We start from the raw sequence: 19,440 nt of genomic DNA on the forward strand, positions 1-19,440 counted from the left end.
GCTCAGGGCGTCGGGCTGATCAACTGGTCGAAGGCGCCGAGCGCATCGAGCAGACCAGCCACCCGCGCGCCCTCATTGGCATAAGCCATTTCCGCGATGGCACGGATCCCCGAGGCAGTGGGCAGGTCCGCGCCGCTCTCGATGATCAGCTTCATCCGCGGCAGAAATATCCACTGCAGCCACTCCTCCAGCGCCAGCGTATCCACGCAGAAGGGTTCGACGCTGGAAAGCCTGTCCGGCGACGGGCTTTCGCTTCCCCACAGACCGATTGCACGCAGCTCCCGCTCGATCAGCAGCAACTGATCGGCGACGGCCAGCACGCGCCCGTCCATTACAGGGTCACCTTGGCTTTCTGCCGTGCCTCGGCGGCGCCAGCGGTATTGCCCTGCTGGTCACGACACTTGGCGATCAGATCCCACAGACTGGCCTGCATGGTCGGGCGACCGTTGGCCAGCGACAGGCCACGCAGCGCCACCTGTTCGGCTTGCGCAGCATCGCCCTGTGCCAGGCGTACCTGGGCCAGCTTGTAGAGCACCTGCGGCTCGCGCGGAGCAATGCGCTGGGCGCGCTCCAGGCTGGCGGCAGCGCCGTTGAGGTCACCACCACCCTGCTGCTGCGAGGCGGAGGTAAGCAGCGCCAGCACCGGTCCATCCAGCTGCTCGTCCGCCGAGAGGCCAGAGTTGCTCGACGGAATGCCGGAAGGCCCCTGGTAGTTCTGGGTGGTCGGCGCAGCCTGCTGAGCCTGATTGATCGGCTGCTGGTAGGTCTGCGACTGGAAACCACCATTGGAGGTGATGCCACCACTGGTGGAGATTGGCTGCTGCGAGTAGCTCGTTCCCGTTGCTCCCGGCGCCGTGGTCATCGGCGAGGTGCTGATCGGCGCAGCGCCGCTCTGCGCCGGGAAAGTCTGGATCGGCGCCATGCCGGCATCCTGCGGGACCATCACGGTAACCCCGGAGTCACCCTGCGGGATGCTCTGGCCGGCACCGGCACGAACTGGCGCCTGGGTGTTGCCACCGCTGCGGCCAACGCGCTCCGAGTTGGAGACGGAGGTACCGGAGTCCTGCACGGGAATCGCACCCTGCTGCGGGGTCGCACAACCGGACAGAAGCGCCAGAGTCGCCGACGCTGCAAACCAAGCTTTTCTCACTTCCAATCCTCTTGCATCAGTTCAACCAGCCGCGCACCCAGTCCATGACTTCGCCGGCTGGCGTCTGGTGGTTTCCGCAACCTGCGCCCAGCGCAGGTTCGCTTCCACGAATATAAGGCATCTGCACTGCGCCCGGGCAGTTGGCGTCAGTGCCCTGCCCGGTATGCGGATCGACCCAGGCCTGCACGACATTATCCGGCATCGGCATGTCCAGCGGCGCGGGATTGGCCTTGCGCATGAAGCTGGTCCAGATCTGCAGCGCACCGGTGGCACCGGTGAGCGGAGTCTTGCCATTGTCGTCGCGACCGATCCACACCACCGCCAGCAGGTCCTGGCCGAAACCGGAGAACCAGCTGTCGCGAGAATCGTTGGTGGTACCGGTCTTGCCCGCCAGGGTGAGGGACGCCGGCAACTGGTTGTAGACCGAGCGCCCGGTGCCTTCGCGCATCACGCGCTGCATGGCGCTCTGCAGCAGGTAGATGGCGCCCGGATCGAAACGCTGCTGGACCTGGAACGGATAACGCTTGAGCGGCTGCCCGTCTGCCGCCAGCACACTGCGGATGCTGCGCAGCGGGGTATTGAAGCCGCCACTGGCAATCGTCTGGTACATGGTCGCCACTTGCATCGGGCTCAGCGCGCCCGCGCCCAGCAGCATCGACGGATAGGCCGGCCAATTCGGCGACACGCCCAGGCGCTCCAGCGTCTTCAGGACGTTCGGCACGCCCAGGTCGAGACCCAGCCTGGCCGTGGACAGGTTCAGCGAACGGGCCAGCCCCTGGTAGAGGAAGATGGTGCCGTTGGCGGTGCCTTCATAGTTCTTCGGCGTCCACACCTGGCCATCCTTGCCCTTCACCTGGAACGGCTGGTCCTGGATGTAACTGGTCAAGGTGTACTGGCTCGGACGCTCCAGCGCGGTCAGGTAGACCGCCGGCTTGACCAGCGAACCGATCGGCCGCACCGCATCTACCGCACGATTGAAGCCGGCGAAGCGCGGGTCACGGCTGCCGAGCAGCGCCTGGATTTCGCCGGTTTCCGGGTTGGTCACGACCATCGCGGTTTCGGTCTCGGCGACGCCCTTGCGGCCTTCCAGGCGCTTGAAGGTTTCGCTGACGGCGGACTCGGCCTTCATCTGCAGGATGGGGTCGAAGCTGGTGAAGATCCGCAGGCCTTCTTCGGTCAGGTCCTCGTCGCGATAGTCCTCGCGCAACTGGCGTTTCACCAGGTCGAGGAAGGCCGGGTAGGAGCTGTTGGCCATGCTGCCCTGGGTGGTCACACCCAGCGGCGCCTGCTTGGCGGCAGCCGCTTCCTGGGCGGTGATCACACCCTGCTCGGCAAGCACGTCGAGCACCACATTGCGGCGTTCCAGCGCACGCTCCGGATTCCGACGCGGGTTGTAATAGGAAGGCCCCTTCACCATGCCAACGAGCAAAGCCACCTGGGGCAGCTTCAGCTCCGATAGCGGCTGGCTGAAGAAGTACTGGCTGGCGAGGCCGAAGCCGTTCACCGAGCGCTGGCCGTCCTGACCGAGGAACACCTCGTTGAGGTAGCCCTCGAGGATTTCGCGCTTGTCGTAATGCAGCTCAAGCAGCACCGCCATCATGGCTTCGGTGAGCTTGCGCGACAGGCTGCGCTCGTTGGTCAGGAAGAAGTTCTTCACCAGCTGCTGGGTCAGCGTACTGCCACCCTGGCGCAGCTGGCCGGCGCTGGCGTTGACCCAGACCGCCCGGGCGATGGACTTGATCGAGACCCCGTGGTGGGTCCAGAAATCGCGGTCCTCCACGGCCACCAGGGTATCGATCAGGTAAGGCGGCACCTGGTCCAGCTTGATCAGGATGCGGTCTTCGTTATGCGCCGGGTACAGGCCGCCGATCAGCAGCGGCTCCATGCGCGCGACAGCGAGGTCGCCACCATTGGCGCGACTCAGGCCAGCCACGAAGTCGCCGGAGAAGCGCACGCGAATGCGCTGCGCAGGCTCGGCGCCTTCATAGAACTGGAAGCCACGGGTATTGAGGTCGACGGCGTTGCCGGACACCGACACGGCGCCGGGACCGGCGACCGAGGCCTCGCGGCGATAGCCCAGCGCATCCAGCTCGCGCAGGAAGTCGTCCTTGCCCAGTTTCAGGCCGACGAACAGCTCCAGCGGCCGGGCGTAGACCTTGGCGGGAATGGTCCAGCGCTTGCCGGAGAATTTCTCCTGGACAACCGCATCGAGGTACACGGCAAAACCGGCCAGCACCACGACACCAACCAGACCGAGCTTGAGAGCCCAGCCCAGCCACTTGCGCATGGCAGGCGACGATTTGCCGCTTTTTTTACGAGGTTTGGAAGATCGGGGACGCGTCATGGCGGCGCATTATACGTACTTTGTCCACAGGAGACAGACGCCGCTCCAGCGGGCGTCCGGGCTTGATGCGAACTGCCGCGCATCCAACAAGAACGGCAGTGGCCGAGCTATGACCCCGCGATGGCCATTTGGTTGCCGGCCGGCTGCAGAGTTTGCACCTGCCGACCCAGCCGCCATAATGCCCGCCTTTAGAAAATTCGACCGGAAAGGACATCACGTGAGCCAGACCCTACTCGCAGCCCTGCAGAACCCCGCCCTCTTTCCCTATCCGGTCGACGGTTTCCGGGTCATCGAAACCCACATTTCCTGGGTGCTGCTCACTGGCTCCCATGTCTACAAGATTAAGAAACCGGTGAACTTCGGCTTCCTCGACTTCACCGACCTCGCCAAGCGCAAGCACTTCTGCGAGGAAGAGCTGCGCCTGAACCAGCGTCTGACCGAAGGCCTGTACCTCGACGTCATCGCCATTACCGGCAGCGAATCCGCCCCGCAGATCGGCGGCGACGGCCCGGCCATCGAATACATGATCCAGTGCCGCGAATTCCCGCAGAGCCAGTTGCTCAGCGAAGTTCAGGCCCGCGGCGAACTGAGCGCCCAGCATATCGACGGCCTGGCCCATCAGATCGCCGACTTCCACCTGCGCACCCCGGTCGTCCCCACCGAGCACCCACTGGGCACTCCGGACGCCTGCATGGCGCCGGTGCGGCAGAACTTCGAACAGATCCGTCCGCTGCTCTCGGACAAGGCCGACCTGCTGCAACTGGATGCCCTGGAGGCCTGGGCGGAGTCCAGCTTCGAGCGCCTGCACGGCGTGTTCGAGCAGCGCAAGGCCAATGGCTTCATCCGCGAATGCCACGGCGACATCCATCTGGGTAACGCCGCGATCATCGACGGCAAGGTAGTGCTGTTCGACTGCATCGAGTTCAACGAGCCCTTCCGCTTCACCGATGTCACCGCCGACTACGCCTTCCTCGCCATGGACCTGGAAGACCGCGGCCTGAAGTGCCTGTCGCGACGCTTCGTCAGCCAGTACCTGGAATACACCGGTGACTACCAGTCGCTGGCCCTGCTGAATTTCTACAAGGCTTACCGCGCCCTGGTCCGCGCCAAGATCGCGCTGTTCAGCCTGGCGCACCAGACTGACGCCGTGCAGAAGGCCGCGACGCTGCGCCAGTATCGCAACTACGCCAACCTGGCGGAGAGCTACAGCGCCATTCCCTCGCGCTTCCTCGCGGTGACCGTCGGTGTTTCCGCCGTCGGCAAGAGCCAGGTCGCACTGCGGCTGGTAGAAGCGCTGGGCGCCATTCGCCTGCGTTCGGACGTGGAGCGCAAGCGCCTGTTCGGCGAACAGCAGGCCGACCAGCAAGGCCAACTGAAGGCCGGCATCTATGCTGGCGACGCCACCACCGCGACCTACCAACGCCTCAACGAGCTGGCCGTTGATATCCTGCGTGCCGGCTACCCGGTCGTGCTGGACGCGACTTTCCTCAAGCGAGAGCAACGTGCCGCTGCCTGGGAAATTGCCGAGGAAACCGGGGTGCCCTTCCTGATCCTCGACTGCCAGGCGCCGGAAGCCGTGATCACCGGCTGGCTCACCCAGCGCCAAGCCGAAGGCAATGACCCCTCCGACGCGACCCTGGAAGTGATCCAGGCGCAGCAGGCCAGTCGCGACCCTCTCAGCGCCGAAGAGCAGCAACACAGCAAGCGCGTCGACACCCCCGACGCCGCCAGCCTCGACGCCCTGGTCGCCAGCATCCGCCAGCGCCTGCCGGGCCTCTGATCCACCGTTTGTCGGCCGGAATCACCGCCACGCGATGACTCCGGCCGGTGGGCAGCGCCGCACGGCGCGCCCTGCCTGCGCCACATCGCCCTGCCCCGCTTTCAGGGCGATGTCACAACGCCACGCTTTTCTCATCCACCGCTACACTTTCCAGGGTGTGTCCGGCCGCTACGAGCAGTTCTCGGCCTTTTCAAGACCTGACACCCATCGTGCCCATCGCAAGGACCGACGATGAACGACGAACTGCTGCACCTGAAGAACCTCGGCAAAACCTCTGCCCAGTGGCTCCACGCCGTGGGCATCCACAACGCTGGCGACCTGCGCCGTCTGGGGGCGGTCGGCGCTTACCGGGCCGTGCGCGCCCGGGGCTTCCGTGCCTCCAAGGTGCTCCTTTACGCCATCGAGGGTGCCCTGCTGGATGTGCACTGGAACGACCTTCCTCCCGCGCACAAGGCAGCCCTTCTCGGCGAGCTTGAGACATTTCCCGCACGTAACAAGAGCTAGCTCACAAGCTCTGTGGGAAAATGTTTACGCAAGGTGCCTGTCCGCTTATGGTCTCAGGGCCCTTCGTGCGCCCTCGACCGTCGCCATATCAAGGAATTACGGCCATGTACCTACTCGGTGAACAACCTGCCTACGCCGATCGACTGATCAATCGCCTGCAGGGCATTCCGGCGCAATTGCTCGCCGGCCTGGAACCCGCTGGCGAAGCCATCCGCCTGGAGCGATCCGACGACCTGGAAGGCGAGTTGCCCGGCAAGCATCTGTTCCTCATCGAGAATGGCCTGGTCCATGCGCTGGTGGATGAGCGCCCGCTGTTCTACCTGCAGGAAGGCGACCTGGTCGGCCTGCGCCAGGGTATCGAGCTGCCACCGTGCCGTTACGTCAGCGAAGAACCTCTGTGCCTGATTCCCTATTCGCGCAGCGAAGTGTTCCGCCATATCCACAGCGACGAGGAGCGCCAGGAGCAGTTCCTGCACTACCTGATCGGCCACACCGCGCTGCTGTCCGACGCGCTGGCGCACCTCAAGCAACCGGAAATCCGCCCGGCTACCGGCTTCCAGCATTTCGCCGCCGGCGCGCAGCTGATCCAGCAGGGTGATGACGCCGAGCACGTGTTCATCATCATCGAAGGCCACGCCGAGGCCTTCGTCGATGGGCAGAAGGTCGGTGACGTGCAGAAGGACGAAATCTTCGGCGCCATGGCCGTGTTCACCCGCGAGAAGCGCAGCGCGTCGGTCATCGCCAGCGAGCCGTGCACCGTGATGGTGATCCCCAAGGACCAGTTCCTCAGCCTGATGCAGAGCAACCCGCGCATCGCCCACAGCCTCATCGAGGGCATGGCACGCCGCATCGACCTGCTGAACAAGGAAGTCACCCAGTTGCGCCTGCAGCGCCAGCCGGACTGAGCCTCAGCCCTTTGAGAAAGCCCGGCCTTGCGCCGGGCTTTTTCGTTACCGCGGTAGCTCATTCGTCGATGAGAAAAAATCTGCAGAAAAGAGGTTGACTCTCAAATGATAATGATTATTATTGATTCATCTGGTCGCGAGGCCAGATCGATAACCTCAAGAGACCACGCAGTCGGACTCTTCAGATTATCTCCTCATCAGGCTAATCACGGTTTCGACCCGGCACTTTGCCGGGTCTTTTTTTTGCCCCGGTTTTTACCTTTCCGCCCCATCGCCAATCCGCAGAAAAAACTTCGCATCAGTCGCAGAAAAGCTGTTGACTCTCAAATGATAATGGTTATTATTACAACAACTGGCTGCGAGGCCAGTTGGATAAGCTAGAGAGACCACGCAGTCGGACTCTTCAGATTATCTCCTCATCAGGCTAATCACGGTTTTAGACCCGGCACTTTGCCGGGTCTTTTTTTGCCCGCGATTTCTTGCGCGTCGTTCTGACAGCGAGCCTATGAAAAACGGAGCCTTCCGGCTCCGTCGTGTGACTTACAGGCTACCGCGCATCTGCGCACAGTAATCGGTGGCGGGCTGGGCCGGCGTATACCACAGGTAATCCGCCTGGCCGGGGTCCACGGGCTTGCCGACTTCCGCCAGCATCACCACCTTCAGCCCTTGCGCCGCGTCGATATCCTTCAGATGCAGCGGCACTCCCAGATCGCGCCGCGCATGAAAGCCGCCGGCGATCAGCACGGAGGGTTCAGGAGCTGCCTTGAAACTTTCGGCCATGCGCCGGTCGCGCTGCTGCTGCACCGCCAGCATCGCCGGGTACTGGCTCTCGGGCAGCAGGCCACAATGGGAACCACGGATGTCCTCCAGCAATGCATTGCGCACCGACGCGGCTATGGACGCCGAGCCTTGCAGCTGCGGCTTGGTCCGGTAGATCTTCATGATCTCGCCCCGATCCAGGTTGGCCGCCAGTAGTGGCGCCGGCTGCTTCACCAGCCAGGTCACCAGCGGGCCGTATTGTGACCAGTCCCAGCCCGGCTGCCAGCGCAGCGCAGCGATCAGGTCGCTCGGCATATCGCCCTTTGCGGCGGATGCCTGGGCGGCGCTGACTGCGCTCTGCTGGTCAGGGGCGAGCATTTCCAGCAGCACACTGCCACTCGGGCGACGCTCGGCCAGGGCACGCACCAGCCAGAGCTCGAGGGCATGGTGATCCGGATTGTCGTGCTGCTCACCAACGATTACCCGCGGTGCCGCTACAAGTCGATCAAGCAGCTGCGCGGGGGAAAGTTGCTCGCCGCTGCGCAGATCGCGGATCACCCCCAGCTCGGCGCTGTCGCGCTCTTCCGGGCTTTGCCAGTCTGGCAGCGGCGGCGCAGCCACCTGGCCCTGGCAGGCAGCGAGCAACGCCAGCAGCGGGACGAGCAGGACCTTCTTCATGGCGACTCCTATCAGCGCGCGATGATCAGCGGATGGCCGCGCTCCGGGTGCTCCTGAACCAGCACGTCGAGGCCGAAGACCGTGCGCAGGGGTTCGGCCTGAAGCACCTCGCGCGGCGTGCCGAACAGATGTGCGCGCGTCTCGTGCAGCAGCAACAGGCGGTCACAGTAGCGCGCTGCAAGGTTCAGGTCGTGCAGGATGACCAGCACTGCCGCGCCGCGCCCGGCGAACTCTTGCACAGCCTGCAGCGTGGTGTGCTGGTGCAGCGGATCGAGGGCGGACGTCGGTTCGTCCAGCAGCAGGATCTGCTCCTCTCCGCCCGGCCAGAGCTGCGCCAGCACCCGAGCCAGGTGCACACGCTGGCGCTCCCCGCCGGACAGCGCCAGGTAGCTGCGCCCGGCAAGGTGCGAGGCATCCGCGGCGCGCATCGCTTCGCGGATGATTGTTTCATCGCGCTGGCGGCCAGTGTCGTGAGGCAGCCGGCCGAACCCCACCACCGCCTCGACGGAAAAGGCGAAGTTCAGCGAGGACGATTGCGGCAGAACAGCCAGCCGCCGCGCGCGCTCGGGGCCCTGCCACGACTCCAGCGGGCGACCGTCGAGGCTCACCGCTCCGCTGGTAAGCGGCAATTCACCATTCAAGGCGCCGAGCAGCGTGCTCTTACCCGCGCCGTTGGGGCCGAGCACACCGAGCACTTCGCCCGGCTGCAGCGTCACGCTCACATCCTGCAGGACGACCTGGGAGCCGCGATTCACCCGCAGCTTGTCTGCGCACAGCATCAGGAGCGCCCCCGGACCAGCAGATAGAGAAAGAACGGCGCGCCGATCAGCGCAGTGACGATGCCGATCGGGAGCTCCGCCGGCGCCAGCGCCAGGCGAGCGATCAGGTCGGCCAATAGTAGAAGGATCGCACCGCCGAACATCGATGCCGGCAGCAGCACGCGGTGATCCGGGCCGACGATCAGCCGCAGCAGGTGCGGCACGACCAGGCCGATGAAGCCGATCATCCCGGCCGCCGCCACCGCCGCGCCCACACCGAGGGCAGTGCAGAGGATCAGTTCGATTTTCAGTCGCTCGACGTCGAAGCCCAGGTGGCGCGCCTCGGACTCACCCAGCAACAGCGCATTCAACGCATTCACCCGACGCGGCAACCAGCAGGCTACCAGCAACGTGATCAGCAGCAGTGGCCACAGACGCGGGTAGCTCGCGCCATTGAGGCTGCCGAGGTTCCAGAAGGTCAGCGTGCGCAACGTGGCGTCGTCGGCGAGGTAGGTGAACAGCCCGATCAGCGCGCCGGCCAATGCCGTCAGCGCGATGCCGGCCAGCAACATGGTTGCCACACTGGTCTGGCCATTGTGGCGACCCAGCCGATACACCAGCGCCGTCACCAGCAGGCCACCGACAAAGGCGCAGGCAGACAACAAATAAGGAGCAAAGACTTCCGGCAGCCCGCCGATGGAGGCGCCGAAGACGATGGCAATGGCGGCCCCCAGCGCGGCACCGCTGGAAACTCCGATCAGGCCGGGGTCGGCCAGCGGGTTGCGGAACAAGCCCTGCATCGCCACACCGGCCAGCGCCAGCACGCCGCCGGTGGCGATGCCCAGCAAGGTGCGCGGCAGGCGGATCTGCCCGACGATCAGTTCAGCCTGGCCGAGCCCGTCGACGGACACCGGCAGCCCGAGCATGTGCGCCAGCGCGCGCAGGGTATCGCCCAGCGGCAGGCTCACCGGCCCGAGGGCCAGTGAGAGCCAGACGACCAGCAGCAGGAGAAAACCGAGGAACAGGAACAACGGTCGAGCGGTAACGATCCGGGTCAAGGACGACTTTCCGTGTTCAGGGCCTGCGCGGAAGGATAAAAGGCCTGGGCGAGGCTAGCCAGCCCGTCGGGGATGCGCGGACCGAGGCCACCGACCAGCAGGGTCGGGTCGAGCACCAGCACGCGGCCCTCGCGCACTGCGCTGGTCGCGGCGAGGCCGGGATTCTGCTGGGTCAATGCGGCACGTGCCTTGTCGCCGTCCAGGGCGCGGTCGCTGAGCACCACCACCTGCGGGTTCAGCGCGGTGAGCGCCTCGCTGGAGAGCGTCTTGTAGCCGGTATGGGTAGCGAGGTTGCGGCCGCCAGCATGCTGGATCAGCCAGTCGCCGGAGGTGTCCTGCCCGGCCACCAGCAGGTTGCCGCCGGCATGCCCGACCAGCAGCACGACACCGGGAGCGGCCTGTGCGGCCTGGGCCTTCTTCACCCAGGCGTCCTGCGCGGCAAGGCGTGCATCGAAGTCCGACTCGACTCGCTTCGCCTTGTCCACCGCGCCGAGCAGTTCGCCCAGGCGCTGGATAGTGTCGTGGACGGTCTTTTCGTCAGCCTTGGCCGACAGTGTTTCGATCCGCACGCCCGCGGCACGCAATTGCTGCAGGACCGGCGGCGGGCCCATTTCCTCGCTGCCCAGCAGAATATCCGGCTGCAGCGCCAGGATGCCTTCGGCGGCGAGCTGTCGCTGGTAGCCGATCTTCGGCAACCCCTGCAGCGAAGCCGGATGCAGGCTGGTGGTATCGACGCCGACCAGCTTGGCCTCGCCCCCCAGGGCAACGACCCATTCGCTGAGCGAACCACCAGCGCTCACCCAGCGCTGCGGCAGCGCATCGGCCAGCGCGCTGGTGGCCGTCAGGCAGAGGCCGGTGAGCAGCCCGGCCAGCAGCGGACGGGCAGTCATGGAAGCTTTCTTCATCGTGTCGGCCCTCAGAGTGCCGGGAAGGATTCAGCAAGTTCGCGCCAGCCCTGCAACTCCGGAACTCCCGGCTTTCGTGCGCCAAACACTTGCAGCACCAATTCGCCCTGGGCATCGAAGGCTTCCCAGCTGGTGATCACGCCATCGCTGCTCGGCTTGCGCACGCGCCACAACTCGACCACGCCCGGCGTCTTCAGATGCAGGTTGAACAGCGGATCGAGGACGTTGAACCAGTTGTCCATCCACTTGAGGTTTTCCACGGTGCCGGTGTGGATCTGGATGCAATGGGCGTTGCCGACGAAGAGCATGATCGGCAACTGGCTTGCACCGGCAGCCTCCAGCAGGCGCGGCAGCTCGGCAGTATCCAGGGGCTCGGCCCACTCGCGGCCGGCCAGGCGCAGCGCCTGGGTGCGCTGGACCTTGTGCTTCTTCAGCAAGGCGAAGAAATGGTGGGTGTCCTTCAGGGCCGCCCAGCCCTCACGCAAGGCAGCAACGTCGATTTCGCCGTCGGCCAGCGCAACTGCCTTGGGCTCGAGCGGTACCAGCTCCAGATCGGCGCGCTGCTCGGCAGCAGTGAAGCTGCGCACCAGCGGGTCCCAGGCGGCGAGGTCGCTCTGCTCGGTGAGGAACACCTTGTGCACGGCGGTGCCCTGGCGGTCGAAGACCTGAATGCTGCGCTGGGTACCGTGGGCGGTCTCCTCGCTGACGGCGAAGGCGCTGGCCCAGCCGCCGAGGAACAGGCGCAGGTCGATGTCCGGGGAAACCACCAGGCCCATCTGGCCATTGGCGGAAACGGTCACGTCGCGGTACGGCCCCTTGCGCTCGTGCACACAATGCTCGTTGCGGGTCAGCGCCATGACCTGCCCCAGCTCGCCCAGTGCCGGCAGCAGCTCGGCCCAGTCGGCGCGCAGGCGCACGGCGTCCACCCCCAGGCGGCTGGCCGTCAGCTCGGCTTCGCTCACGGCCAGGTGGTGCGCCGCATCGCGGGCGCGCAGGCGCGGTTTCTCGGCGCGCAGCGCTTGCCAGGCGCGGTACAGCTCGGAGGCCGGCGCAGTCAGGGTCGTCATTGCAGAATTCCTCGTTCGAAAGGTGGCCTGCCGCGGTGCGGCAGCATGGACGAACCTTGCCACAGGGAAATCAGGAAATCTATGTGATAATTATTTGCATTAGATTGCAGAGAGGCTTAAGGTCGGCGCCGATTTCGCCGGGCTCCTGGCGAGCACCAACTTCAGCACACGGAAGTGCACCCTCTTCCGGTCCTGCCATCCACGCGCGGATAATGGCTGCCCTGATGGAGACCGTGTCGAATGATCCTGCTCTGCGCCCCGCATGACCTGGCCGAAGGCCAGAGCCGGGGCTTCAAGGCCGCCGGCCTGAACCTCTTCGCCGTGCGCCGCGAAGGCCGCGTGTACGCCTACCGCAACCGCTGCCCGCACCGGGAAATCCCCCTGGGCTACGATGCCGAGAACGTTCTCGATGACAGCGGCCGCCTGCTGCAATGCGGCCATCATGGCGCGCTGTTCCTGATCGAGACCGGCGAGTGCATCCAGGGGCCGTGCCTGGGGGATGTTCTGCAAGCGCTGCCCTGCCGAGAGGATGAACAGGGGATCTGGCTGGACGATAGCGACCCAGGATAGGAACGGTTCCGGGCCGGTTCGCGAGCGACTAGAGCAACACTTTCAGCGGCCGGTGCAGAAACATCTCCTGGGTATCAATCCGCGCCCCATACGCCAGCACTTCCACTCCAGCAGTACGCGCCTCGGCCAGCGCCGCCGCATAGGCCGGATCGATCTCCTTCGCCGGGCGCACCGCTTCGATCTCCGACAGGTTCACCGCATACAGCAGCACCGCGCGCATACCGTCGCGCGCCAGCGCCGCCAGTTCGCGCAGGTGCTTGGCGCCGCGCTGGGTAACGGCGTCGGGGAAGGCGGCGACGGTGGTGTCGTCGAAGCCCAGGGTCACGCTCTTCACCTCCACGAACACCGGCTTGCCGGCGTACATCAGGCGGAAGTCCGCGCGGCTGTTTTCCTGCCCGTAGGCAACCTCGCGGCGCAGTTCATCGAAGCCGGCCAACTCGGTCACCGTACCGGCCAGCAGCGCCTCTTCCACCAGCCGATTGGCCCGCCCGGTGTTAACGCAAGCCAGGCGCCCCTGCGGCGTCTCCACCAGTTCCCAGGTACCGGGCAGCTTGCGCTTGGGATCATCGGAGCGGCTGAACCAGACGCGGCAACCTTCGCTCATGCAATTGAGCATCGAGCCGGTGTTCGGGCAGTGGATGGTGAGCAATTCGCCGCTGGCGGTCTCGATGTCCGCCAGGAAGCGCTTGTAGCGTTTGATCAGGCGCGCCTCTTCCAGCGCCGGCTCGAAGCGCATCAGGGGCGCCAGGTCTTGAGGCCGCGGGCAATGCGTTCCACCGCCTGCTGCAGGCGCTCGACGCTCTGCGTATAGGCGAAACGCACATGGTGCGAGGCCTGGTAACGCCCGAAGTCGACGCCGGGCGTGAAGGCTACGTGCTCGGTCTCGATGAAGTGCTGGCAGAAGGCAAAGGCGTCACCGCCGAAGGCGCTGATGTCCGCGTACAGATAGAAGGCACCTTCCGGTTCCACGGCGATGCCGAAGCCCAGCTCGCGCAATGCCGGCAGCAGGTAGTCACGGCGGCGGCGGAATTCTTCGCGGCGCTCCTCGAGGATCGCCAGGGTGGCCGGCTCGAAGCAGGCCAGCGCGGCGTGCTGGGCCATGCTCGGCGCGCTGATGTAGAGGTTCTGCGCCAGCTTCTCCAGCTCCCCCACTGCATCCGGCGGCGCCACCAACCATCCCAGGCGCCAGCCGGTCATGCCGAAATATTTGGAGAAACTGTTGAGAACGAAGGCGTCGTCATCCACCTCCAGGACGCTGGACGCGTCGATGCCGTAGGTCAGGCCGTGGTAGATCTCGTCCACCACCAGATGGCCGCCGCGCGCCTTGAGCGTGGACGACAGCGCGGCGAGTTCATCCTTGTGCAAGAGGGTGCCCGTAGGATTCGCCGGCGATGCGGCCAGAGCGCCTACACTGTCCTGATCCCAGTGCCATTCGACGAGTTCCGGGGTGAGCTGGTAACGGCTCTCCGGGCCGACCGGCACCAGTTGGGCGGCGCCTTCCACCAGGCGCAGAAAGTGGCGATTGCACGGGTACCCCGGATCGGCCAGCAGCCAGTGCTTGCCCGGGTCCACCAGCAGGCTGCTGGCGAGCAACAGGGCGCCGGACCCGCCGGGCGTGACGAGAATGCGCTGCGGGTCGATCGACAGGCCGTAGCGCTGGGCGTAGAAGCCGGCAATGGCTTCGCGCAGAGCCGGCAGGCCACGTGCGGCGGTATAGCGCGTGTGACCATTTGCCAGGGCCTGCTGCCCGGCCTCGACGATGGGCGCCGCGGTGGTGAAGTCCGGTTCGCCGATTTCCAGGTGGATGACGTCGTGGCCCGCGGCCTGCAGCTCGTTGGCCCGCGCCAGCAGCGCCATGACGTGGAAGGGTTCGATGGCGCGACTGCGCGCACTGAAGGTGGTGGCCATGCAATATTCCGAACTTTGCGACAGAGCCGGGATTCTAACAGGCCACTGATGGATACTGGGCAGCCGCGCATAGACAGTGTGGCGCTTGGGAATTTGCAGGCTTCGTCTGGCAAACACCAGCGATTCTGCGAAGGTTTGCCGAGAAACTCGCTGGTCGCGACCAGTGGGTCGGCAAGCTGGCAGTCAGGTATGTGCGGGCACTGCCAGCCTCGACAACCGGGAGTAGCGTCCCCGTTATCGTTCTGGTAAGTTCGCCCGCTGCGAGCGCGGGGCCGGCGGTGCCGGAGAGGGACCATCCGCGAGAGGATTAGCGAGAGTGAGAGGCGGTCATCCATGCCCACCAAAGCAAAACAACAGAGCAGCCAACTGATTCGTGGCTTCGAGCCCTACCAGGAAACCAAGGGCGAGGAGTACATGAGCGATCGCATGCGCGCGCACTTCACCTCCATCCTCAACAAATGGAAAGTTGAGCTGATGGAAGAAGTGGACCGCACTGTGCACCACATGCAGGACGAAGCGGCCAACTTCCCGGACCCGGCCGACCGTGCCAGCCAGGAAGAAGAGTTCAGCCTCGAGCTGCGCGCCCGCGACCGCGAGCGCAAGCTGATCAAGAAGATCGACGAGACCCTGCAACTGATCGAAGACAACGACTACGGCTGGTGCGATTCCTGCGGCGTCGAGATCGGCATCCGCCGTCTGGAAGCCCGCCCCACCGCCACCCTGTGCATCGACTGCAAGACCCTGGCGGAAATCAAGGAAAAGCAGCTGGGCTCCTGAGCCTGGTTGATCCCGAACGGGGCGCTGCGGCGCCCCGTTTCGTTTCTGCTGCCATCTGAAGAGCCGCCATGCCCACCACCCAGTACATCGGACGCTTCGCCCCCACGCCCAGCGGCTACCTGCACTTCGGCTCGCTGGTGGCCGCTGTCGCTTCCTACCTGGATGCGCGCTCGGTGGGTGGAAAGTGGCTGGTACGCATGGAAGACCTCGACCCGCCACGGGAAATGCCCGGTGCCCAGGCGGCCATCCTGGAAACCCTGGAACGCTACGGCTTCGAGTGGGACGGCCCGGTGCAGCGCCAGAGCGACCGCCACGCAGCCTACTCCGCGCAGGTCGAACAATGGCTGCGCAGCGGCCTGGCCTACGCCTGCACCTGCTCGCGCAAGCAGCTCGAAGGCAGTAACGGCATCTATCCCGGCACCTGCCGCGACACCCAGCATGACTGGCACGGCGACGTCGCCATCCGCATCCGCGTGCCGGAACTGGACTATCGCTTCACCGACCGCCTGCAGGGCGAATTCCACCAGCATCTGGGCCGCGAAGTGGGTGACTTCATCATCCGCCGCCGCGACGGGCTGTTCGCCTATCAACTGGCGGTGGTGCTGGACGATGCCTGGCAGGGTGTCACCGACATCGTCCGCGGCGCCGACCTGCTGGACAACACCCCGCGCCAGCTCTATCTGCAGGAACTGCTGGGCATCGCTGCGCCGCGCTATCTGCACGTCCCGCTGATCATCCAGCCCGATGGCCACAAGCTGGGCAAGTCCTACCGCTCGCCGCCCCTGGAAGCCGCACAGGCGTCGCCGCTGCTGGTGCGCGCCCTGAAGGCGCTGGGTCAGAATCCGCCCGCCGGGCTGGCGCAAGGCGCTCCGGGTGATGTCCTCACCTGGGGCATCAGGCACTGGAATGCCGACGCCATCCCCCATAGCCTGACGCTGGAAGACGCGCAGCTCTAGACTGGTAAACAGCAGCGGCTCTTCGCAGGACCGAGGGGGGCGCCTAGCCCTTGCTCGCGAACCCGAATCCCGCTGCGAGGGCTTGTTCGCGAGCACGCTCGCTCCCACAAGGTCTGCCGCTCCTTCGGCAAGAGCCGGGTCGGCTTGCCGGCGACTGTGAGCACAGGTAGCCTGCCCGCCGAACCAAGAGAGAGACGACATGTACATCTACCGACTGGTGTTGCTCCTGGTCGTGGGCATCTACCTGTTCTCACCGGCCATCATGGACTGGTGGATCGATCCCCACGGCGCCTGGTACCGCCCGTATCTGCTGTGGCTGATCCTGATCGTCGTCACCTTCATCCTGCAGAGCCAGCGCGATGCTGACGAGCTTTAGCCTCACCCAGCTGATCCTGATCAGCGCCGCTTACCTGATGGTCCTTTTCGGTGTCGCCTGGATCACCGAGCGCGGCTTCATCCCGCGCCGGCTGGTGCGCCACCCGTTGATCTACACCCTGTCGCTGGGCGTGTATGCCAGCGCGTGGGCGTTCTATGGCACGGTCGGGCTGGCCTACCAGTACGGCTACGGCTTCCTGGCGATCTACCTGGGCGTTTCCGGAGCCTTCCTGCTTGCCCCGGTGCTGCTCTATCCGATCCTGCGCATCACGCGGGCGTACCAGCTGTCCTCGCTGGCCGACCTGTTCGCCTTCCGCTTCCGCAGCACCTGGGCCGGTGCGCTGACCACGTTGTTCATGCTGATCGGCGTGCTGCCGATGCTGGCCTTGCAGATCCAGGCAGTCACCGACTCGATCAGCATCCTCACCCGCGAGTCGGAGCCCAACCGCGCGGCGCTGGCGTTCTGCGCGCTGATTACGCTGTTCGCCATTCTCTTCGGCGCGCGCCATATCGCCACCCGCGAGCGCCATGAAGGGCTGGTGATGGCGATCGCCTTCGAGTCGCTGGTGAAGCTGGTGGCGCTCTGCTCCATCGGCCTGTTCGCGCTGTATGGCGTGTTCGGCGGCCCCGACGGCCTGGAAGTCTGGCTGCTGCAGAACCAGGAAGCACTGAGCACCCTGCACACGCCACTCGCCGAAGGCCCTTGGCGCACGCTGCTGCTGGTGTTCTTCGCCGCGGCCATCGTGATGCCGCACATGTTCCACATGACCTTCACCGAGAACCTCAACCCGCGCTCGCTGCTCAGCGCCAGCTGGGGCCTGCCCCTGTTCCTGCTGCCGATGAGCCTGGCAGTGCCGCCGATCCTCTGGGCCGGCCTGCACCTGGGCGCCTCGACCAACCCGGAATACTTCACCCTCGGCCTGGGCATCTCGGTGGACAGCCCGGCGCTGGCGCTGACCGCCTTCATCGGCGGCATCTCCGCCGCCAGCGGCCTGATCATCGTGATGACCCTGGCGCTTTCGGGCATGGTGCTCAACCACCTGGTGCTGCCGCTCTACCAGCCGCCGGCCGAGGGCAACATCTACCGCTGGCTGAAATGGACACGCCGCGCCCTGATCGCCGCGATCATCATGGCCGGCTATGCCTTCTACCTGCTGCTGGGCGCCGAGCAGGACCTGTCCAACCTCGGCATCGTCTCCTTCGTCGCCACCCTGCAGTTCCTCCCCGGCGCGCTGGCCGTGCTCTACTGGCCGACCGCCAACCGCCGCGGCTTCATCGCCGGCCTGGTGGCGGGCATGCTGGTGTGGGGCGCGACCATGCTCACCCCGCTGGTCGCGAACATGCAGAGCATCTATCTGCCGCTGTTCAATTCGCTCTACGTACTGGACGACACCACCTGGCACCTCGCGGCGCTCGCCTCGCTGGCGGCCAACGTGCTGGTGTTCACCCTGGTCTCGCTGTTCACCGAAGCCAGCGATGAAGAGAAGGGCGCCGCCGAAGCCTGCGCCGTGGACAATGTCCGCCGCCCGCAGCGCCGCGAGCTGATCGCCGTGTCCCCGCAGGAATTCGCCAGCCAACTGGCCAAGCCGCTGGGCGCGAAGACCGCCCAGCGCGAAGTGGAGCAGGCCCTTCGCGACCTCCACCTGCCCTTCGACGAACGCCGCCCCTACGCCCTGCGCCGTCTGCGCGACCGCATCGAGGCGAACCTCTCCGGCCTGATGGGGCCGAGCGTGGCGCAGGACATGGTGGAAACCTTCCTGCCCTACAAGGCCAGCAGCGAAGCCTACGTCACCGAGGACATCCACTTCATCGAGAGCCGCCTGGAGGATTACCACTCCCGTCTCACCGGCCTGGCCGCCGAACTCGACACCCTGCGCCGCTACCACCGCCAGACCCTGCAGGACCTGCCCATGGGCGTCTGCTCGCTGGCCAAGGACCAGGAAATCCTCATGTGGAACCGCGCCATCGAGGACCTCACCGGCGTCAGCGCGCAACGCGTGGTCGGCTCCCGCCTGGCCGCCCTGCCCGACCCGTGGCGCGGCCTGCTGGAAGGCTTCATCGATGCGCCGGACGAGCACCTGCACAAGCAGCGCCTGTCCATCGAAGGCCAGACCCGCTGGCTCAACCTGCACAAGGCGGCGATCGAGGAACCGCTCGCGCCCGGTAACAGCGGCCTGGTACTGCTGGTTGAAGACCTCACCGAAACCCAGTCCCTGGAAGACAAGCTGATCCACTCCGAGCGCCTGGCTTCCATCGGCCGCCTGGCCGCCGGTGTCGCCCACGAGATCGGCAACCCCATCACCGGCATCGCCTGCCTGGCGCAGAACCTGCGGGAAGAGCGCGAGGGCGATAGCGAACTGACCGAGATCAGCGGGCAGATCCTCGAGCAGACCAAGCGCGTCTCGCGCATCGTGCAGTCACTGATGAGCTTCGCCCACGCCGGCGGCAAACAGGTCGCGGCCGAGCCGGTATGCCTGGCGGACGTCGCCCAGGAAGCCATCGGCCTGCTCTCGTTGAACAAGCGCAGCGTCGACGTGCAGTTCTTCAACCTGTGCGACCCGGAGCACTGGGTGGAAGGCGACTCCCAGCGCCTGGCGCAGGTGCTGATCAACCTGCTCTCCAACGCCCGCGACGCCTCGCCGCCCAACGGCGCGATCCGCGTGCGCAGCGAAGCCTCCGAGCAAACCGTCGACCTGATCGTCGAGGACGAAGGCAGCGGCATACCCAAATCGATCATCGACCGCCTGTTCGAGCCGTTCTTCACCACCAAGGACCCGGGCAAAGGAACCGGCCTGGGCCTCGCGCTGGTCTATTCGATCGTGGAAGAGCATTATGGGCAAATCACCATAGACAGCCCGGCAGACCCGGAACGCGAATGCGGTACCCGCATCAGCGTCACCTTGCCGCGGCATCCTGGCCCGACGGCCGAGCAGTAAACGAGCACGT

18 protein-coding genes are annotated in these 19,440 nt (G+C 65.6%); 8 read left to right on the forward strand and 10 right to left on the reverse strand.

Annotated elements, in window-relative coordinates; translation table 11 throughout:
- Positions 1-2 precede the first annotated feature (2 nt).
- From LDJ84_RS25390 to mrcB, 3 genes are read right to left on the reverse strand one after another with little or no spacing between them, the layout of a single operon-like run.
- Entirely contained in the window at positions 3-332 is a 330-nt protein-coding gene (locus tag LDJ84_RS25390) for a YqcC family protein (protein ID WP_024767182.1), read from the reverse strand.
- On the reverse strand, positions 332-1,150 hold the full coding sequence (locus LDJ84_RS25395) for a tetratricopeptide repeat protein (RefSeq protein WP_024767181.1): 819 nt from the start codon (positions 1,148-1,150) through the stop codon (positions 332-334). Before LDJ84_RS25395 ends, LDJ84_RS25390 begins: the two co-directional genes overlap by 1 nt.
- A 16-nt stretch (positions 1,151-1,166) precedes the next feature.
- Positions 1,167-3,494: a penicillin-binding protein 1B gene (gene mrcB, locus LDJ84_RS25400; RefSeq protein ID WP_226045582.1), complete on the reverse strand. Its 2,328-nt coding sequence runs from the start codon at positions 3,492-3,494 to the stop codon at positions 1,167-1,169.
- Positions 3,495-3,711: 217 nt separating this feature from the next.
- On the opposite strand from mrcB, the gene LDJ84_RS25405 reads away from it, so the two are divergent.
- From LDJ84_RS25405 to LDJ84_RS25415, 3 genes are all read left to right on the forward strand, one after another.
- Positions 3,712-5,274: an AAA family ATPase gene (locus tag LDJ84_RS25405; RefSeq protein WP_226045583.1), complete on the forward strand. Its 1,563-nt coding sequence runs from the start codon at positions 3,712-3,714 to the stop codon at positions 5,272-5,274.
- Positions 5,275-5,505: 231 nt separating this feature from the next.
- A complete protein-coding gene (locus tag LDJ84_RS25410; protein ID WP_024767178.1) occupies positions 5,506-5,778 on the forward strand; it encodes a TfoX/Sxy family protein in 273 nt (90 codons plus the stop codon).
- A gap of 104 nt (positions 5,779-5,882) precedes the next feature.
- Complete coding sequence (locus LDJ84_RS25415; protein WP_024767177.1) at positions 5,883-6,683, forward strand: Crp/Fnr family transcriptional regulator; 801 nt, start codon at positions 5,883-5,885, stop codon at positions 6,681-6,683.
- Positions 6,684-7,223: 540 nt separating this feature from the next.
- On the opposite strand, the gene LDJ84_RS25420 is transcribed toward LDJ84_RS25415, so the two are convergent.
- Genes LDJ84_RS25420 through LDJ84_RS25440 form a run of 5 tightly spaced genes read right to left on the reverse strand, consistent with a single transcriptional unit; the run spans position 7,224 to position 11,908 of the window.
- Positions 7,224-8,120: a ChaN family lipoprotein gene (locus tag LDJ84_RS25420; RefSeq protein WP_226045584.1), complete on the reverse strand. Its 897-nt coding sequence runs from the start codon at positions 8,118-8,120 to the stop codon at positions 7,224-7,226.
- 11 nt (positions 8,121-8,131) lie between these two features.
- Complete coding sequence (locus tag LDJ84_RS25425; RefSeq protein ID WP_226045585.1) at positions 8,132-8,899, reverse strand: heme ABC transporter ATP-binding protein; 768 nt, start codon at positions 8,897-8,899, stop codon at positions 8,132-8,134.
- Entirely contained in the window at positions 8,899-9,882 is a 984-nt protein-coding gene (locus LDJ84_RS25430; RefSeq protein ID WP_089285844.1) for a FecCD family ABC transporter permease, read from the reverse strand. Before LDJ84_RS25430 ends, LDJ84_RS25425 begins: the two co-directional genes overlap by 1 nt.
- A gap of 50 nt (positions 9,883-9,932) precedes the next feature.
- Entirely contained in the window at positions 9,933-10,826 is an 894-nt protein-coding gene (locus LDJ84_RS25435) for a heme/hemin ABC transporter substrate-binding protein (RefSeq protein WP_226045586.1), read from the reverse strand.
- Positions 10,827-10,852: 26 nt separating this feature from the next.
- Positions 10,853-11,908, reverse strand: coding sequence for a hemin-degrading factor (locus LDJ84_RS25440; RefSeq protein WP_226045587.1), 1,056 nt, complete (start codon positions 11,906-11,908; stop codon positions 10,853-10,855).
- A 240-nt stretch (positions 11,909-12,148) separates the two neighbouring features.
- Here LDJ84_RS25440 and LDJ84_RS25445 point away from each other — a divergent pair, with 240 nt between their 5' ends.
- Positions 12,149-12,478 (forward strand): Rieske (2Fe-2S) protein, encoded by a 330-nt coding sequence (locus tag LDJ84_RS25445; RefSeq protein ID WP_038803381.1) that lies wholly within the window; start codon positions 12,149-12,151, stop codon positions 12,476-12,478.
- 28 nt (positions 12,479-12,506) lie between these two features.
- On the opposite strand, the gene sfsA is transcribed toward LDJ84_RS25445, so the two are convergent.
- Positions 12,507-13,214, reverse strand: a complete 708-nt coding sequence (gene sfsA / locus LDJ84_RS25450; protein ID WP_024765346.1) for a DNA/RNA nuclease SfsA — start codon at positions 13,212-13,214, stop codon at positions 12,507-12,509.
- Positions 13,214-14,386: a pyridoxal phosphate-dependent aminotransferase gene (locus tag LDJ84_RS25455; protein WP_226045588.1), complete on the reverse strand. Its 1,173-nt coding sequence runs from the start codon at positions 14,384-14,386 to the stop codon at positions 13,214-13,216. Before LDJ84_RS25455 ends, sfsA begins: the two co-directional genes overlap by 1 nt.
- A gap of 333 nt (positions 14,387-14,719) precedes the next feature.
- Between LDJ84_RS25455 and dksA the strand changes: the two genes are divergently transcribed.
- From dksA to LDJ84_RS25475, 4 genes are all read left to right on the forward strand, one after another.
- Positions 14,720-15,163: an RNA polymerase-binding protein DksA gene (gene dksA, locus LDJ84_RS25460; protein WP_015478905.1), complete on the forward strand. Its 444-nt coding sequence runs from the start codon at positions 14,720-14,722 to the stop codon at positions 15,161-15,163.
- Between the two features lie 68 nt (positions 15,164-15,231).
- The gene (gene gluQRS / locus LDJ84_RS25465) at positions 15,232-16,119 is read left to right on the forward strand and encodes a tRNA glutamyl-Q(34) synthetase GluQRS (RefSeq protein WP_084358512.1); all 888 of its coding nucleotides are present in this window, start codon (positions 15,232-15,234) and stop codon (positions 16,117-16,119) included.
- A 199-nt stretch (positions 16,120-16,318) separates the two neighbouring features.
- Positions 16,319-16,495, forward strand: a complete 177-nt coding sequence (locus LDJ84_RS25470) for a hypothetical protein (RefSeq protein ID WP_015478907.1) — start codon at positions 16,319-16,321, stop codon at positions 16,493-16,495.
- Entirely contained in the window at positions 16,479-19,430 is a 2,952-nt protein-coding gene (locus tag LDJ84_RS25475) for a sensor histidine kinase (RefSeq protein ID WP_054910799.1), read from the forward strand. The genes LDJ84_RS25470 and LDJ84_RS25475 overlap by 17 nt, the downstream gene beginning before the upstream one ends.
- The last annotated feature ends 10 nt before the right edge of the window (positions 19,431-19,440 follow it).

It is taken from the genome of Pseudomonas sp. HS-18 (assembly GCF_020401845.1).
Classification (GTDB): Bacteria; Pseudomonadota; Gammaproteobacteria; order Pseudomonadales; family Pseudomonadaceae; genus Pseudomonas; species Pseudomonas nitroreducens.

Bases quoted from the DNA above. Each gene is read 5' to 3' on its own strand.
- mrcB (WP_226045582.1), bottom strand. From the start codon at position 3,494: ATGACGCGTCCCCGATCTTCCAAACCTCGTAAAAAAAGCGGCAAATCG.
- sfsA (WP_024765346.1), bottom strand. From the start codon at position 13,214: ATGCGCTTCGAGCCGGCGCTGGAAGAGGCGCGCCTGATCAAACGCTAC.
- LDJ84_RS25440 (WP_226045587.1), bottom strand. From the start codon at position 11,908: ATGACGACCCTGACTGCGCCGGCCTCCGAGCTGTACCGCGCCTGGCAA.
- LDJ84_RS25415 (WP_024767177.1), top strand. From the start codon at position 5,883: ATGTACCTACTCGGTGAACAACCTGCCTACGCCGATCGACTGATCAAT.
- LDJ84_RS25435 (WP_226045586.1), bottom strand. From the start codon at position 10,826: ATGACTGCCCGTCCGCTGCTGGCCGGGCTGCTCACCGGCCTCTGCCTG.
- LDJ84_RS25420 (WP_226045584.1), bottom strand. From the start codon at position 8,120: ATGAAGAAGGTCCTGCTCGTCCCGCTGCTGGCGTTGCTCGCTGCCTGC.
- LDJ84_RS25455 (WP_226045588.1), bottom strand. From the start codon at position 14,386: ATGGCCACCACCTTCAGTGCGCGCAGTCGCGCCATCGAACCCTTCCAC.
- LDJ84_RS25475 (WP_054910799.1), top strand. From the start codon at position 16,479: ATGCTGACGAGCTTTAGCCTCACCCAGCTGATCCTGATCAGCGCCGCT.
- LDJ84_RS25410 (WP_024767178.1), top strand. From the start codon at position 5,506: ATGAACGACGAACTGCTGCACCTGAAGAACCTCGGCAAAACCTCTGCC.
- LDJ84_RS25470 (WP_015478907.1), top strand. From the start codon at position 16,319: ATGTACATCTACCGACTGGTGTTGCTCCTGGTCGTGGGCATCTACCTG.
- gluQRS (WP_084358512.1), top strand. From the start codon at position 15,232: ATGCCCACCACCCAGTACATCGGACGCTTCGCCCCCACGCCCAGCGGC.
- dksA (WP_015478905.1), top strand. From the start codon at position 14,720: ATGCCCACCAAAGCAAAACAACAGAGCAGCCAACTGATTCGTGGCTTC.
- LDJ84_RS25445 (WP_038803381.1), top strand. From the start codon at position 12,149: ATGATCCTGCTCTGCGCCCCGCATGACCTGGCCGAAGGCCAGAGCCGG.
- LDJ84_RS25390 (WP_024767182.1), bottom strand. From the start codon at position 332: ATGGACGGGCGCGTGCTGGCCGTCGCCGATCAGTTGCTGCTGATCGAG.
- LDJ84_RS25425 (WP_226045585.1), bottom strand. From the start codon at position 8,899: ATGCTGTGCGCAGACAAGCTGCGGGTGAATCGCGGCTCCCAGGTCGTC.